We start from the raw sequence: 15,320 nt of genomic DNA on the forward strand, positions 1-15,320 counted from the left end.
CAGCCAGGCCGTGACGCCGGCCAGCACCGGCGTCACGGCCCGACCGACTCAGTCACGCCTCGTCGTTGACCCAGGACATGAGCTTGCGCAGCTCCTTGCCCGTGGTCTCCAGCAGGCTCTGCTCGTCCTGCGACTTGTACTCGTTGTACTTCTTCAGACCGCCGTGGTACTCGGCCATCCACTCACGCGCGAACGTGCCGTCCTGGATCTCGGCGAGGATCTTCTTCATCTCGGCCTTGGTCGCGTCCGTGATGATCCGCGGGCCCGTGACGTAGTCGCCCCACTCGGCGGTCTCGGAGACCGACCAGCGCATCTTCTCCAGGCCACCCTCGTACATGAGGTCGACGATCAGCTTCAGCTCGTGCAGGCACTCGAAGTACGCGATCTCCGGCTGGTAGCCGGCCTCGGTCAGCGTCTCGAAACCGGCCTTGACCAGCGCGGCCGTACCACCGCAGAGAACGGCCTGCTCACCGAACAGGTCGGTCTCGGTCTCCTCGGTGAACGTCGTCTTGATGACGCCGGCGCGGGTGCCGCCGATGCCCTTGGCGTACGACAGGGTCAGCGCGAAGGCGTTGCCGGTCGCGTCCTGCTCGACGGCCGCGATACACGGAACGCCGCGGCCCTCCTCGTACTGGCGGCGCACGAGGTGGCCCGGGCCCTTGGGGGCGACCATGCAGACGTCGATGCCGGCCGGGGGCTTGATGAAGTCGAAGCGGATGTTCAGGCCGTGGCCGAAGAACAGCGCGTCGCCCTGGTTGAGGTTGTCCTTGATGGACTCCTCGTAGACCTGGGCCTGGATCGGGTCCGGGACGAGGATCATGATGACGTCGGCCTCGGCGGCGGCCTCGGCGGGCGTCACCACGCGCAGGCCCTGCTCCTCGGCCTTCGCCTTCGACTTGGAGCCCTCGTGCAGACCGACACGGACGTCGACACCAGAGTCGCGGAGCGACAGCGCGTGGGCGTGGCCCTGGCTGCCGTAACCGATGACCGCGACCTTGCGGCCCTGGATGATGGACAGGTCGGCGTCGGCGTCGTAGAACAGCTCGGCCACTTTGGGTTCTCTCCTTGAGTGCAGGTGTTGCGTCCCACCGTATGACGGCGGGCGTAAGGGAGGTTTCGGGGTCTCGGTATACGGGCGGCCGGTATCACCCGACCGCCCGAATCCGCTGTTATGCCGACCGGTCGAGGGCCCGCAGCGACCGGTCGGTGATCGAGCGCGCGCCGCGCCCGATCGCGATCGTGCCGGACTGCACCAGTTCCTTGATGCCGTACGGCTCCAGCATCTTGAGCATGGCGGACAGCTTGTCGCTGCTGCCGGTGGCCTCGATGGTGACGGCCTCCGGGGAGACGTCGACTGTCTTGGCGCGGAAGAGCTGGACGATCTCGACGATCTGGGAGCGCGTCTCGTTGTCCGCGCGCACCTTCACCAGAACGAGTTCACGCTGAACGGCCGAGCCGGATTCCAGTTCGACGATCTTCAGCACGTTGACGAGCTTGTTGAGCTGCTTGGTCACCTGTTCGAGGGGAAGTGCCTCGATCACGTTGACCACGATGGTGATGCGGGAGATCTCGGGGTGCTCGGTGACGCCGACGGCGAGCGAGTCGATGTTGAAGCCGCGCCGGGAGAACAGGGCGGTGATCCGGGCGAGGACACCTGGCTTGTTCTCGACGAGGACGGAGAGGGTGTGCTTGGACATGTCTCTGGGGGTCTCTCTCGCTCAGTCGTCTTCGTTGTCGCCGAAGTCGGGGCGGACGTCCCGGGCGGCCATGATCTCGTCGTTGGAGGTGCCGGCGGCGACCATCGGCCACACCATGGCGTCCTCGTGGACGATGAAGTCGATCACGACGGGGCGGTCGTTGACCGAGTTCGCCTCCTCGATGGCCTTGTCGAGGTCGTCGGGGGACTCGCAGCGGATCGCGTAGCAGCCCATCGCCTCGGACAGCTTCACGAAGTCGGGGACACGGGTGCCCTTGGCGTCCGGATTGACGTCATTGGGACCTGAGTGCAGCACGGTGTTGGAGTAGCGCTGGTTGTAGAACAGGGTCTGCCACTGGCGGACCATCCCGAGGGCGCCGTTGTTGATGATGGCGACCTTGATCGGGATGTTGTTGAGCGCGCAGGTGGTGAGTTCCTGGTTGGTCATCTGGAAGCAGCCGTCGCCGTCGATCGCCCAGACCGTACGGTCCGGCTGACCCGCCTTGGCGCCCATCGCGGCCGGGACCGCGTACCCCATCGTTCCGGCGCCGCCGGAGTTCAGCCAGGTCGCGGGCTTCTCGTACTGGATGTAATGCGCGGCCCACATCTGGTGCTGGCCGACACCCGCCGTGAAGATCGTGCCCTCGGGGGCGAGCTGTCCGATGCGCTCGATGACCTGCTGCGGGGAGAGCGAGCCGTTGTCGGGCTGCTCGTAACCCAGCGGGTAGGTCTCGCGCCAGCGGTTGAGGTCCTTCCACCAGGCGGTGTAGTCACCGGCGTGGCCCTCGCTGTGCTCCTTCTGCACGGCCTGGACCAGGTCGGCGATGACCTCGCGGGCGTCCCCGACGATCGGGACGTCGGCGGCGCGGTTCTTGCCGATCTCCGCCGGGTCGATGTCGGCGTGGACGATCTTGGCGTGCGGGGCGAAGCTGGACAGCTTGCCGGTGACACGGTCGTCGAAGCGGGCTCCGAGGGCGACGATCAGGTCGGCCTTCTGCAGCGCGGTGACGGCGGTGACCGCACCGTGCATGCCCGGCATTCCCACGTGCAGCGGGTGGCTGTCGGGGAATGCGCCGAGCGCCATCAGGGTGGTGGTGACGGGCGCTCCGGTGAGTTCTGCGAGGACCTTCAGCTCGGCGGTGGCGTGGGCCTTGATGACGCCGCCGCCGACGTAGAGGACGGGTCGCTTGGCCGCGGTGATCAGCTTCGCGGCCTCGCGGATCTGCTTGGCGTGCGGCTTGGTCACCGGGCGGTAGCCGGGCAGGTCGGTGACCGGCGGCCACTGGAAGACGGTCTGGGCCTGGAGGATGTCCTTGGGGATGTCGACCAGGACCGGGCCCGGGCGGCCGGTGGAGGCGATGTGGAACGCCTCCGCGATCGCCCGGGGGATGTCCTCCGCCTTGGTGACCAGGAAGCTGTGCTTGGTGATCGGCATGGTGATGCCGACGATGTCCGCCTCCTGGAAGGCGTCCGTACCGATCGCCTTGGACACGACCTGCCCGGTGATCGCGACCAGCGGCACGGAGTCCATGTGCGCGTCCGCGATCGGGGTGACCAGGTTCGTGGCGCCCGGCCCGGACGTCGCCATGCACACGCCGACCTTGCCGGTGGCCTGCGCGTAACCGGTGGCCGCGTGGCCGGCGCCCTGCTCGTGGCGGACCAACACGTGGCGCACCCGCGTGGAGTCCATCATCGGGTCGTACGCCGGCAGGATGGTGCCGCCCGGAATGCCGAATACCGTCTCGGCCCCGACCTCCTCAAGCGAGCGGATGAGGGACTTCGCACCCGTGACGTACTCGGGGGCGGACTGATGTCCTCCGGAACGGGGCCGCGGCTGCGGGTGCTGGGCCCCGGTGGCCTGCTCGGTCATCGGCATTCTCTTCTCGATGCTGAGGGTTTTTGCGAGGTTTGTGCGGTGTGCGTTGCGATTGCGTCGCTGTTCGACCGGTACCAGTGCAACAAAAAACCCCTCGTGCCGTGAGGCAAGCGAGGGGAGCGCGCCGGGTGCGGTCGCTGGGAGTTCCGGGTCCGTCCGAAACGTTCACCAGCGTCAGCCGACGCGCTTTCCAAGTACGAGAATTCGGGTGCGCATGGAGTCGACCCTCCCCCCGGCACGCACCGACTGTCAAGTGGGTGGGACGGGAGTCTCATTATGTGAGCGGAGGGCTGTACCGCCCCCGAAAACAGCGGGCACACCTGTACTTGTGTACACCCCGGAACCACCCCCCGCGAACGCGGGCTCGGCCGGACCGTTCGGCACCGGATAGCGGCCGGTGGACAGGGCCCGGCGCAGCCGGTACTCGTCCAGCGGACCGGAGAAGGCCATGCCCTGTCCGTGTGTGCAGCCCATCGCGCGCAGGGCGACCACCTGCTCCGGCAGGTCCACCCCGTCGGCGACGGACTGGAGCCCGAGGTCGGCGGCGATTCTGAGCAGCCCGCCGGTGATCTTGTGCAGCCGCGGGGACTCGACGACGCCCTCGACCAGACCGCGGTCGAGTTTCAGTACGTCGACGGGGAGCCGCCGCAGTGCCGTGATCGCCGCGTAGCCGCTGCCGAAGCCGTCCAGCGCGATCCGTACGCCGAGCAGCCTGAAGGCGTTCAGCCGGCGCTCCAGCTCGTCCAGGGAGACCCGGGGGTCGGTGTCCGCCAACTCGATCTCCAGGGCACCCGTGGGGAGCCCGTGGCGGGTCAGAAGGGTCTCGATCGACCCGAGGGGCAGGGAGCGGTCGAGGAGCCGATGGGCGCTCATCCGGACGGCGACGGGCACGGCGAGCCCGGTCGCGGCGCGTTCGGCGGCCTGTTCGACGGCCTCCTCCAGCATCCAGCGGTCCAGCTCGGCGGACTTGTCGCCGTCCTCGGTGACGCGCAGGAACTCGGCGGGCGTGAAGAGGACGCCCTGGGAGGAGCGCCAGCGTGCCTGGGCGGAGACCGAGGTGATCCGGCCGCTGTCCAGCGCCACCACGGGCTGGTGCAGCAGCGCGAACTCGCCGTCGTGCAGGGCGGCACGCAGGCGTGTGGCCAGTTCCGCCTTCCGTACGACGTCCTGCTGCATCTGGGGCGCGTAGAGCTCCACGCGGCCCTTGCCGGAGGCCTTCGCGCGGTACATCGCCAGGTCGGCGTTGCGCAGCAGCTCGCCCGCGCCGAGTCCTGGCTCCGCGAAAGCGACGCCGATGGAGGCGTTGACCCGGACATCGTTGCCGTCGATGTCGTACGGCTGCGAGAGGGTGAGGCGCAGCCTGTCGGCCAGTTCCATTATGTGGCGTTCACGCGCGCTGCGGTCCCGGGTGCCGTCTCCGACGATCAGGGCGGCGAACTCGTCGCCGCCGAGGCGGGAGGCGGTGTCCCCGTACCGGACCGCGTCCTGGAGCCTGCGGGCGGCCTGGACGAGCAGCTCGTCCCCGGCCTGGTGCCCGATGGTGTCGTTGACGGCCTTGAAACCGTCGAGGTCGATGAAGAGGACGGCCGTGCCGCGGTCGGTGGAGCGGCGGCCGGACAGGGCCTGCTGCACGCGCTGGGTGAACAGTGCGCGGTTGGGCAGGTCGGTGAGTGGATCGTGCTCGGCGTTGTGCTGCAACTGTGCCTGGAGCCGCACCCGTTCGGTGACGTCCCGGCTGTTGAAGATGAGGCCGCCGTGGTGCCGGTTGACCGTGGACTCGACGTTCAGCCAGCCGTCGTCACCGGACTTGAAGCGGCACTCGATGCGGGTGGTGGGTTCTTCGCCGGGGCTGGCGGCGAGGAAGCGGCGCACTTCGTGCACCACGCAGCCCAGGTCCTCGGGGTGGATGAGATGGGCCAGTTCGGTGCCCACGAGGTCCTCCGCAGCCTGACCGTAGACCCCGGCGGCGGCGGGGCTGACGTACCGCAGCATCCCGTTCGGGGCGGCGATCATGATGACGTCGCTGGAGCCCTGCACCAGGGAGCGGAAGTGGTTCTCCTTCTGGGCCAGTTCCTGGGTGAGGGTGATGTTGTCGAGCAGCATGATGCCCTGGCGCACGACCAGCGCGAGGACGACGGCGCCCGCGGTGATGAGCACCACGCGGTCGGGGCTGCGGCCGTTGAGAACGTTGTAGAGGATGCCCAGCGTGCACACGGCGGCGGCCAGATACGGCGTGAGCGCGGCCAGCGAGCCGGTGATGGGCCGGTTGACCGGATACCGGCTGTGATCGCCTCCCGGTGCGACCGGTTGTCCTTGCCCGGAGGCAGTCGGGTGGCCCTGCCCGGGGGCCGACGCGTGGCCCTGGCGGGGTACGGGCCGGGGCCCGCCGGGCCTGCCCGGGTGCTGCCGGGCGGGGCGGTGTTCGTGCACCACGCGCGTGTGCCCGTCGGATTCGCCCGGGCCGCCGTGGCCGGAGCCGACCCATGGCGCGTACGCCAGCAGCAGCGAACCGGCGAACCAGCCCGCGTCGAGCAGCTGGCCCGAGTGGTAGTTGTTGTGCATCAGGGGCGAGGTGAACAGGGCGTCGCAGCCCACGGTCAGGGCGAGCGCGCCGATCGCGGTGTTCGCGGCGGAGCGGTTCACCGTGGAGCGCCGGAAGTGCAGCGCCAGGACCATGCTGATGAGAGCGATGTCGAGCAGCGGGTACGCCAGTGACAGTGCGGCGTGCCCGACGCTCGGCCCGTCGAACCTCGCCGCCTGGGCCAGGGCGAGGCTCCAGGACAGGGTGAGCAGCGAACCGCCGATCAGCCAGGCGTCGAGGACCATGCAGACCCAGCCGGCCCTTGTCACCGGCCGCTTGGCGAGGACCAGGAGTCCCACGATGGCGGGCGGAGCGAAGCACAGGAAGAACAGGTCGGCGAGGCTGGGGCTGGGCACGTCCTGGTCGAGCACGACCTCGTACCAGCCCCAGACGAGGTTGCCCAGGGAGGCCATGGCGGAGGACAGCGCGAACAGGAGCCAGGCGGGTCGAAAGCGGATACGGCGGCGGGCGTAGACGAAGCAGGACACGGCCGCGGTGGCCGCCGCGGCGCTCAGCCCGAAGTCGCCCATGATCAGGGCGAGTCGGGATGAACCCCAGCCGAACGCGGAACCGACGGCGTATCCCGCGCACACCAGGGCGAGTACGAGCTGCGAGACCAGGCTCGTCCCTCCACCGGAGACCGGTAGGCGGGCCAACAGTGCCCCGGGGGAACTCACCGGACCCTCCGGGCCCGCACCACGCCCGTGTCCCGCGCGCACCGGCATACCGGGTGCTCGTGCCTCCGGCGAGCGCTGTGCCGGCGGTGCTGGTGATGGCTGCTGTGGCCGCGTCTGCGCGTGGCCGTGCGCCAGGGTTGCCGTCGGCGGTCCCGCCGCGTCGGATCGTTCGTCCATTGGCCGTGCATCGCCCGTCGCCCCCCTCACAGTCTGCAATATCCATCCCCGGCGCCGATCTGTGCGCGGCGCAGCCCCTGTCGGGACGATACACCAGTCTCGTCACTCAGGGACATAGTTCCTCTACTCTCCGTAACGAGAAGTGGCGACACCGACACACCCCGCATCCGGGGGAATGCGGAGGGTGTCCGAACCGGACTACGTGTCGCTCTTCCCCGTAGTAAGGATCACGTTCCGCAACGGCTCCTGGTTCATGAAGCGACTCAGCTGGTCCACCAGCAGCCTCTCGGCGCGCGGCCGGAACGCGGAGGTCGGGCCGCCGACATGGGGGCTGATGAGCACGCCAGGCGCCTGCCACAAGGGGTGTCCCGGAGGCAGCGGCTCCGGATCGGTGACGTCGAGGGCGGCCGTGAGGCGCCCGGATTCCAGCTCGGCGAGCAGTGCCTTGGTGTCGACGACGGGCCCGCGGGCCACGTTCACGAGCAGTGCGCCGTCCTTCATCCGCGCCAGGAACTCGGCGTCCACCAGCCCTCTTGTCTGATCGGTGAGGGGCGTGGTGAGGATCACCACATCCGCCTCGGGCAGGAGGGCGGGCAGTTCGGTGAGCGGATGCACCGGTCCGCGCGCCGTGGTGCGCTCAGAGCGCGCGACGCGCGCCACCCGCGCGAGCTCGAAGGGCGCGAGCCGGTCTTCGATGGCGGCGCCGATGGAGCCGTAGCCGACGATGAGGGCGGTCTTGTCGGCGAGCGCCGGCCGGAACCCGCCCCGCCACTCCCCCTTGTCCTGGGCCCGCACGAAGTCGGGGATGCCGCGCAGCGAGGCCAGGATCAGGGCGAGGGCCAGCTCAGCGGTGCTCGCCTCGTGCACACCGCGCGCGTTGCACAGCCGTACACCCGGGCGCAGATGACCGAGCCCGGGCTGGATGTTGTCGACTCCGGCGGACAGCGTCTGCAGCACCTGGACGTGGGTCATGTCGGGCAGGGGGCGTACGCAGAGCTCGACGGGCTTCATGTACGGGACGACGTAGAACGCGCAGTCGGCCGGGTCCCCGGGGTAGTCGTGATCGCCGTTCCAGAAGAGGTAGCGGGGCCCTTCGGGCAGGCCCTTGATCTCCTCCGGCGGGATGGGGAGCCACACGTCAGCAGTCATGGTCACGAGCGTAGGCGAACCCCTGTGCGTACAGAGGTTAGGTTTGGGGTGCAAGGAGAGAGAGGTTCACGACCCAGTGGAGCGCAGGACGATCGGCGCGGCGGCGCTCGAAGTGGGGGCCGTTGGCCTCGGGTGCATGCCGATGAGCTGGGCGTACAGCGCGTCTCGGCAGCGTGGCGAGGAGTCGGTGCGGGCCGTGCACCGGGCCCTGGACGAGGGTTCGTCGCTGCTGGACACGGCCGACATGTACGGCCCGTTCACCAACGAGCTGCTGGTGGGACGGGTGTTGAGGGAACGGCGCCGTGACGCCTTCGTGTCGACGAAGGTCGGTCTGCTGGTAGGCGATCAGCACATCGTGGCCAACGGCCGCCCGGGGTACGTGAAACGGGCGTGCGACGCCTCGCTGCGCCGCCTCCAGACGGACGTCATCGACCTCTACCAACTGCACCGCGCGGACCCGGAGGTTCCCGTCGAGGAGACCTGGGGCGCGCTGGCCGAACTCGTACAGGCGGGAAAGGTACGGGCGTTGGGGCTGTCCGCGATGGGCGCGCGGGCCGGCCGCCGGTCGGGGGCGGGGCCGGGGGCGCGGCTGCACGACGCGACGGTCCGCCAACTGGAGCGGGTGCAGCAGGTGTTTCCGGTCAGCGCGGTACAGGCCGAGCTGTCCGTGTGGTCGAGGGAGGCGCTGGACACCCTGCTGCCGTGGTGCGTGGCGCGCGGGATCGGCTTTCTGGCGGCGATGCCCCTGGGCAACGGTTTCCTGACCGGGACGCTGACCCCCGGCGAGGGCTTCGAACCGGAGGACATCCGGGCCCGGCATCCCCGTTTCACGGCCGAGATGATGGCCGCGAACCAACCGATCGTGGCGGGCCTGCGCCGAGTGGCGAACCGTATCGGGCCGGACGTCACCCCGGCCCAGGTGGCGCTGGCGTGGGTGCTCGCACAGGGTCGGCACGTGGTGCCCGTACCGGGGGCGAAGCACGAACGGTGGGTGGCGCAGAACGCGTTGGCGGCACAGGTGCGGCTGTCGGCGGCGGACCTGGCCGAGGTGGCGGGACTGCCCAGGGCGCAGGGGTCGTGGGACTGAGGCCGGGGAATCAGGCTTCGGGGATCGGGAACTCGTGAGGCGCCGGCGGTGTATGACAAGGAGAACCCGTCGCGTCGAAGGGACCATGATCGTGCAACGTAGAGCTGTGACGGCCGTACTGGCCGCGGCCACGCTCCTGCTCACGGCCGGCTGCTCCTCCGACGAGGGAGGAGGCGGCGGCGGTGGCTCGGGCGGCAACGACACCGCGTCGCCGAGCCGTACGGGTACGCAGGCGTCGCCCTCCGCGCAGGCGACCGAGGAAGCCCCACCGGCCAAGGGCTCGGTGAAGGTGGTGCGCACGGTCACCGAGGACCTGAAGACCCCCTGGGGCCTGGCCCCACTGCCGGACGGCGATCTCCTGGTCTCCTCCCGTGACGAGGGCACGATCACGCGGGTCGACACGGAGACGGGGAAGAAGACGGTGCTGGGCGAGGTGCCGGGCGTCTCGGCGGCCGGCGAGGGCGGTCTGCTGGGCCTCGCACTGTCTCCTTCCTTCGCGTCGGACCACATGGTCTACGCGTACTTCACGACGGAGTCGGACAACCGCATCGCCCGCCTGCTGTACGAGGAGGAGAAGCCGGCGGGTGAACAACTGGGCGCCCCGAACACGGTCTTCCGGGGCATCCCCAAGGGCTATATCCACAACGGCGGCCGGATCGCCTTCGGCCCGGACAAGATGCTGTACGCGGGCACGGGCGAGAGCGGCGACACCGGGCTGGCCCAGGACAAGTCCTCGCTGGGCGGCAAGATCCTGCGCCTGACCCCGGAGGGCGAACCGGCCCCGGGCAACCCCTTCCCCGATTCCCCGGTGTACTCGTACGGCCACCGCAATGTGCAGGGCCTCGCCTGGGACTCCAGGCAGCGTCTGTTCGCCGCGGAGTTCGGCCAGGACACCTGGGACGAGCTCAACCAGATCAAGCCGGGCGACAACTACGGCTGGCCCCAGGCGGAGGGCGACAGCGACGACGCCGCGTTCCACAACCCTGTCGCCCAGTGGCACACGGACGACGCGTCCCCCAGCGGCATCGCCTACGCCGGGGGCTCGATATGGATGGCGGGGCTGAAGGGCCAGCGCCTGTGGCGCGTCCCCCTGAAGGGCACGGAGGCCGCGGCCGACCCGCAGGCGTTCCTCGAGGGCGAGTACGGCAGGCTCCGTACAGTGGTGTCGGCCGGCGGCGACAAGCTCTGGCTGGTGACGAGCGAGACGGACGGCAGGGGGTCGCCGGAGGGCGGGGACGACCGGATCCTGGAGCTTCAGGTGACGTGAGGCGGAGCCGGCTGATCCGGTTGCCCAGGTTGCTCAGACTCTTCTGGTTCCTCCGGGTGCTCGGACCGGCGTACGACGACTTTTCCGGACGCGAGGTCTATCGGCCCGCGTCCGGGGTCGCCGTCGCCGACGTCCTCGCGGGTCAGCTCCAGGCGTTTCTGTTCGTCACGCGTGTGCTTGCGTCCCGGTGCGAAGAGCTCCTCGAACATGTTGAACACGGGGCCTCCCGTGGGCCTGGGTCCCTAGGGCCTGTCAATCGCATTCCCGTCGTCCGCCCGGAGGGCGCACCTGACGCCGCCAGGCAGGTGGGAATGCGACGACAGGTCCTAGCAGCGTAACTCTCGCCCTCACCCGGCCGTCGGGGCAGGGAGCGCCTCCAGCGGGAACAGTCCCAGGCGATGCGCCACCGCCGCCGCTTCTCCCCGCCCCGCGACGCCCAGTTTGGCCAGGATGTTGGAGACGTGGACGCTCGCTGTCTTCGGCGAGATGAAGAGTTCCTCGGCGATCTGGCGGTTGGTGCGGCCGGCGGAGACCAGGCGCAGGACGTCCCGTTCGCGGCTGGTGAGGCCCAGGGACTCGGCCGGGTCCGCCGCGGGACGGGGTGGGGTACCGGTCGGGGTGAGGCGGGCGCGCTGGGCGAGGCGGGTGACGGCCTCGGCGAGGGAGCGGGCTCCCAGGTGGTCGGCGACGGCGGCGGACAGGCGGAGGAGCTCGGTCGCCCGGTCGCGGTCGTCGGGCTCTACGCCGTCCGTGAGCAGGGCCTCGGCGAGGCGGTGGCGGACTCGGGCGAGGTCGTAGGGGCGGTCCAGGGCCTCGAAGGCGGTGACGAGCCGTGACCAGGTGTCGGGGGTGGCCGTGCCGTCGGCGCGCTGGAGTTCGGCGCGGACCCACTGCTCGTGGGCGAGCCAGACAGGGGCGTCCGTGGTGAGCTTCTTGGCGGTGTCGAGGATGCGGGCGAGGGTCTCGGGACGTCCCGCCTCGGCCGTGGCCAGGGCGCGGGCGTCGGCCTCCGCGGTGGCGGCGGCCAGGAGCAGCGGCCAGCCGTAGCGGTGCGTGCCGGGCGGGAAGCCGGTGTCCAGGACGTGGCCCAGTTCGGTGCGGGCGTCGAGGAGGCGGCCCTCGGCGACGGCGACGCCGATGGCGACCAGGGCGAGCAGCAGATCGTGCTGGGGCATGGGGTCGTGGGTGCCGAAGTGCTCGTGGGCGGTGGCCAGCTGGCGCGCGGCCTCGGGCAGGTCGCCCCGTCCCAGGGCGAGCCGGGCCAGGCAGATGGCGCCGGCGCCCCGCGGCTTGGTGCTGTGGCCGCGCCGCAGTGCGTGGGTCGCGGCGTCGGCGGCCTCGTCCCAGCGGCCGAGCGAGTACAGCGATTCGGAGAGGTTGCCCCACACCCAGGCCTCGGAGTCCAGCAGCCCGAACCTACGGGTGTAGGCGACGCCCTCCTCCAGGATGGGCACGGAGTCGCGGGAGCGGCCCACCGCTTCGAGTCCGGAGGGGAGGTTGACGTACGCGCGTCCGGCGACGAAGAAGATGTTTTCCGCGACCGACCGTTCCTTGACCTCGTGCATCTCCGCGAACCCGGTCTCCATGGCCCCGGCGTCGATCAGGAGGCCGCCGTGGGTGAGACGGGCGTGCAGTTCGGTCTCGTCGGCGCCCACCATGCGGGCGTACTCGACCGCCTGTTCGGCGGCGGCGAGGGCGTCGGGGCCGGGCGAGTGCAGCATCGACCAGGCGGCGACGTTGGCCAGGACCTCGGCGTGCACCTCCGAGGGCGGCAGACCGCGTACGAGTTCCTGGGCGGTGCCGAGTTCCTGCCAGCCGTCGCCGCGGGACAGGCCCTGGACCAGGCGGGAGCGCTGGCACCAGAACCAGGCGGCGCGCAGAGGGTCGCCGTCGTCCTCCAGGAGGTGCAGCGCGCGCTTGATGATCTTGAGGGCGCGTTCGCGCTCCCCGCACAGCCGGCCCGCGACGGCGGCCTCGGCCATCAGGTCGAGGTAGTGCAGGGGGGTGGTGGCCGGGTCGCAGCCGCAGGGCGGGTAGACCTCGGTGTGGTCGACGGGGCGGAGGGTGGTCCGTACGGCGTCGGGGGCGACGTCCCAGAGCTCCATCGCCCGTTCCAGGAGCCGCAGTTGCTCGGAGTAGGCGTACCGGCGGCGGGCGGTGACCGAGGCGTCCAGGACGGCGGGCAGGGCCTTGGCCGGGTCGTGGGCGTGGTACCAGTAGCTCGCCAGGCGCATGGTGCGTTCGTCGGCGGGGACGAGGGTCGGGTCGGTCTCCAGGGCCTCGGCGTAGCGGCGGTTGAGGCGGGAGCGTTCGCCGGGGAGCAGGTCGTCGCCGACCGCCTCGCGGACCAGGGAGTGACGGAAGCGGTAGCCGTCGCCGGCCGGGGTGGCGAGCAGGATGTTGGCGCCGACGGCCGCACGCAGCGCCTCAATGAGGTCGTCCTCGGCGAGTCCGGCGGTGGCAGCGAGCAGCCGGTACTCGACGGTGGAGCCGCCCTCGGCGACGATCCGGGCGACCCGCTGGGCGCTCTCAGGCAGGCTTTCGACCCGGACGAGGAGAAGGTCGCGGAGGGTGTCCGTGAGCCGGGTGCGGCAGCCCTCGTGGGCGGCGACGGCGAGTTCCTCGACGAAGAAGGCGTTGCCGTCGGAGCGGTCGAAGATCTCGTCGACCTGGGCCGGTTCGGGTTCGGCGGCGAGGATGCCGGCGATCTGGCGGCCCACTTCGGCGCGGTTGAACCGGCTCAGCTCGATCCGGCGGACCGTGCGCAGCCGGTCCAGTTCGGCGAGGAGGGGGCGCAGCGGGTGGCGGCGGTGGATGTCGTCGGCGCGATAGGTGGCGAGGACGACGAGGCGGCCGGTGCGCAGGGTGCGGAAGAGGTAGGCGAGGAGGTGGCGGGTGGAGGCGTCGGCCCAGTGGAGGTCTTCGAGGGCGACGACGACTGTGCGGTCGGCGGCGACGCGTTCCAGGAGGCGCGCGGTGAGTTCGAAGAGGCGGGCCATGCCCTCCTCGTCGTGCCGTCCGGCGCCGGCCTCGCCCAACTCGGGCAGCAGTCGGGCCAGTTCCTCCTCCTGCCCGGCAGCGGCGGCGGCCAACTCGTCAGGCAGTGCGCGTCGTAGGGCGCGCAGCGCGGTGGAGAAGGGCGCGAAGGGCAGCCCGTCGGCGCCGATCTCGACGCAGCCGCCCAGCGCGACGACGGCGCCCCGACCGCTTGCCGCTTCCGCGAACTCCTCGACCAGCCGCGTCTTCCCGACCCCCGCCTCTCCGCCGAGCAGCAACGCCTGCGGCTCACCGGCGGCGGCGCGGGCGAGCGCGTCGTGCAACACCCCCAACTCGTCACCGCGACCGACGAACACCGGACAGACGGACCTGGTCTCCACGGGCCAGAGCATCGCACAGGGCTCTGACATCGCGGGACTGGTTATCTGGCCGATGGACGGGGTGGTGGGCGACGCGCTGGACAACGCGCTGGACGGGCCGGTCGCCGTGACGGCGGCCGGCCCGTTGCGGGGCCCCCGTGCCCCGGCGCTCACGCGGCCCGGGTGAACCAGTGCCGGCGCGTGCGGTCGGGATGCACCTCGCCCTCTGCGGCTCGGCCGGCTGCCTCGCGGCGGGCGGCGTGGGCGCTGCGGACCGCCTCCCGGGCCAGACGCTCGTCCGCGGCCTCGCGGCGCAGTTCGGCGGAACGGATCTGGTGGAGTTCGTACTCGAACATGGTGTGCCCCTCAGGTCTCTGACGAGGTTGGTCGGTCTTCGCTCTCTGCGATGTCTCAACCTTCGTCTCCCAGGGGGGTCCGCCACATCGGGAGAGTTCCGCATCTTCCGAGGGGGTGGGGGCCTTAGAAACGGGTGAGGGGCCCCAGCCGAGCCGTAAGGTGCTTACGACTGGCCTAAGGCCCCTCATGACCTGCGGTGACGCGTCAGGTTCCGGAAGGCACGCCGAGAATGACGTCGGTGTACTTGAGGACCGCGAGGAGCAGTCCGAGGACACTGAGCGCGACGCCCGCCCAGGAGACCGACTTGATCCATCCGGCCTGCGGCTTCCCCGGAGCGCCGAACGCGGGCCGGGCGATGGCCGCGACACCGACGAGCAGCGCGGCGAGCGCGAAGATGCCGCCCCACAGCGCGGTGGCCTGCCAGGCGTCGCCGTAGATCTCCTTGACCTGGGTGGCGACGCTCGCGGACGACGCGGCCTGCATCGCCAGCTGGCCGTTGATCCCCTCGCGTGCGCCGGCGACCGTACCCATCCAGCTACCGGTGAGCGAGACGAAGCCGAGCACCGCGGACACGACGGCGGCAGCGCCCTGGCCCACGCCGGAGGGGCCTTCCTTCTCGGCCGCGAACTCCGCGCCGTCAAGGTCCTGCAGGTCCTCGCCCTCGTACTCGTCCGCGTCGCCCAGGACCTCGACCTCGGCCGTGGCCTCCGTCGGCTGCTCGTCCTTGGTGATGTCCACCGTCTCCCCGCCGCTCTTCGCGTCGTCGCTCTTTGCCTCGGTACCGGTCTCGGCGCCGGTCTCGTCTGCTGTCTTGGTTCCCATACCTCGCACCGTACGGACTTTTTCTGAGAAGTTCCTTATTGGCTTCCTCCCCCTCGCGAACGAGGGGGATTCCTACGGCTTGCGCCGTGGGTTCTCTGCTTCGTCGCGCCCGCGTTCACGGCCAGGAGGTGGTCCAGGCCGACATCGATTCCGACCACCGCTTCGATGACGGGAAGGGGCTTGGCACCAGTGTGGACGGCTTCGCTCCCTGGGGCAGCGGGCGCGACCACACGATGTCGAGCGATTCACTCGTCTTGACCAGGGTCAGCTCCCCG

Annotated in this window: 11 protein-coding genes; 2 read left to right on the forward strand and 9 right to left on the reverse strand. The window is 70.5% G+C overall.

From position 1 onward, the window contains the following. Positions 1-52 precede the first annotated feature (52 nt). The 5 genes from ilvC to OG734_RS12630 all read right to left on the reverse strand — a co-directional run bounded on the left by ilvC (position 53) and on the right by OG734_RS12630 (position 8,156). Positions 53-1,051, reverse strand: coding sequence for a ketol-acid reductoisomerase (gene ilvC / locus OG734_RS12610; RefSeq protein WP_330287576.1), 999 nt, complete (start codon positions 1,049-1,051; stop codon positions 53-55). Positions 1,052-1,169: 118 nt separating this feature from the next. Beyond that, positions 1,170-1,697 (reverse strand): acetolactate synthase small subunit, encoded by a 528-nt coding sequence (gene ilvN / locus OG734_RS12615; RefSeq protein ID WP_053739835.1) that lies wholly within the window; start codon positions 1,695-1,697, stop codon positions 1,170-1,172. A gap of 21 nt (positions 1,698-1,718) precedes the next feature. Continuing rightward, positions 1,719-3,566 (reverse strand): acetolactate synthase large subunit, encoded by a 1,848-nt coding sequence (locus tag OG734_RS12620; RefSeq protein WP_330287577.1) that lies wholly within the window; start codon positions 3,564-3,566, stop codon positions 1,719-1,721. 255 nt (positions 3,567-3,821) lie between these two features. Beyond that, on the reverse strand, positions 3,822-6,878 hold the full coding sequence (locus tag OG734_RS12625; RefSeq protein WP_443065080.1) for an EAL domain-containing protein: 3,057 nt from the start codon (positions 6,876-6,878) through the stop codon (positions 3,822-3,824). 327 nt (positions 6,879-7,205) lie between these two features. Then, positions 7,206-8,156 (reverse strand): 2-hydroxyacid dehydrogenase, encoded by a 951-nt coding sequence (locus OG734_RS12630; RefSeq protein ID WP_330287579.1) that lies wholly within the window; start codon positions 8,154-8,156, stop codon positions 7,206-7,208. A 76-nt stretch (positions 8,157-8,232) separates the two neighbouring features. Between OG734_RS12630 and OG734_RS12635 the strand changes: the two genes are divergently transcribed. Together OG734_RS12635 and OG734_RS12640 are read left to right on the forward strand one after the other, a co-directional pair. Then, on the forward strand, positions 8,233-9,243 hold the full coding sequence (locus tag OG734_RS12635; RefSeq protein WP_330287580.1) for an aldo/keto reductase: 1,011 nt from the start codon (positions 8,233-8,235) through the stop codon (positions 9,241-9,243). 85 nt (positions 9,244-9,328) lie between these two features. After that, positions 9,329-10,510, forward strand: coding sequence for a PQQ-dependent sugar dehydrogenase (locus OG734_RS12640; RefSeq protein WP_330287581.1), 1,182 nt, complete (start codon positions 9,329-9,331; stop codon positions 10,508-10,510). On the opposite strand, the gene OG734_RS12645 is transcribed toward OG734_RS12640, so the two are convergent. The 4 genes from OG734_RS12645 to OG734_RS12660 form a co-directional block, all read right to left on the reverse strand. Then, a complete protein-coding gene (locus OG734_RS12645; protein WP_443065081.1) occupies positions 10,498-10,719 on the reverse strand; it encodes a DUF6191 domain-containing protein in 222 nt (73 codons plus the stop codon). The two genes, OG734_RS12640 and OG734_RS12645, sit on opposite strands and share 13 nt — an antisense overlap. A 138-nt stretch (positions 10,720-10,857) precedes the next feature. Beyond that, positions 10,858-13,899 (reverse strand): helix-turn-helix transcriptional regulator, encoded by a 3,042-nt coding sequence (locus OG734_RS12650; RefSeq protein WP_330293643.1) that lies wholly within the window; start codon positions 13,897-13,899, stop codon positions 10,858-10,860. Between the two features lie 137 nt (positions 13,900-14,036). Next, on the reverse strand, positions 14,037-14,222 hold the full coding sequence (locus tag OG734_RS12655; RefSeq protein WP_330287583.1) for a hypothetical protein: 186 nt from the start codon (positions 14,220-14,222) through the stop codon (positions 14,037-14,039). Between the two features lie 205 nt (positions 14,223-14,427). Continuing rightward, positions 14,428-15,045 carry a hypothetical protein gene (locus tag OG734_RS12660; protein WP_330287584.1) on the reverse strand — a complete coding sequence of 206 codons (618 nt, stop codon included), beginning with the start codon at positions 15,043-15,045 and terminating at the stop codon, positions 14,428-14,430. Between the last annotated feature and the right edge of the window lie 275 nt (positions 15,046-15,320).

Source organism: Streptomyces sp. NBC_00576 (genome assembly GCF_036345175.1).
Taxonomy (GTDB): Bacteria; Actinomycetota; Actinomycetes; order Streptomycetales; family Streptomycetaceae; genus Streptomyces.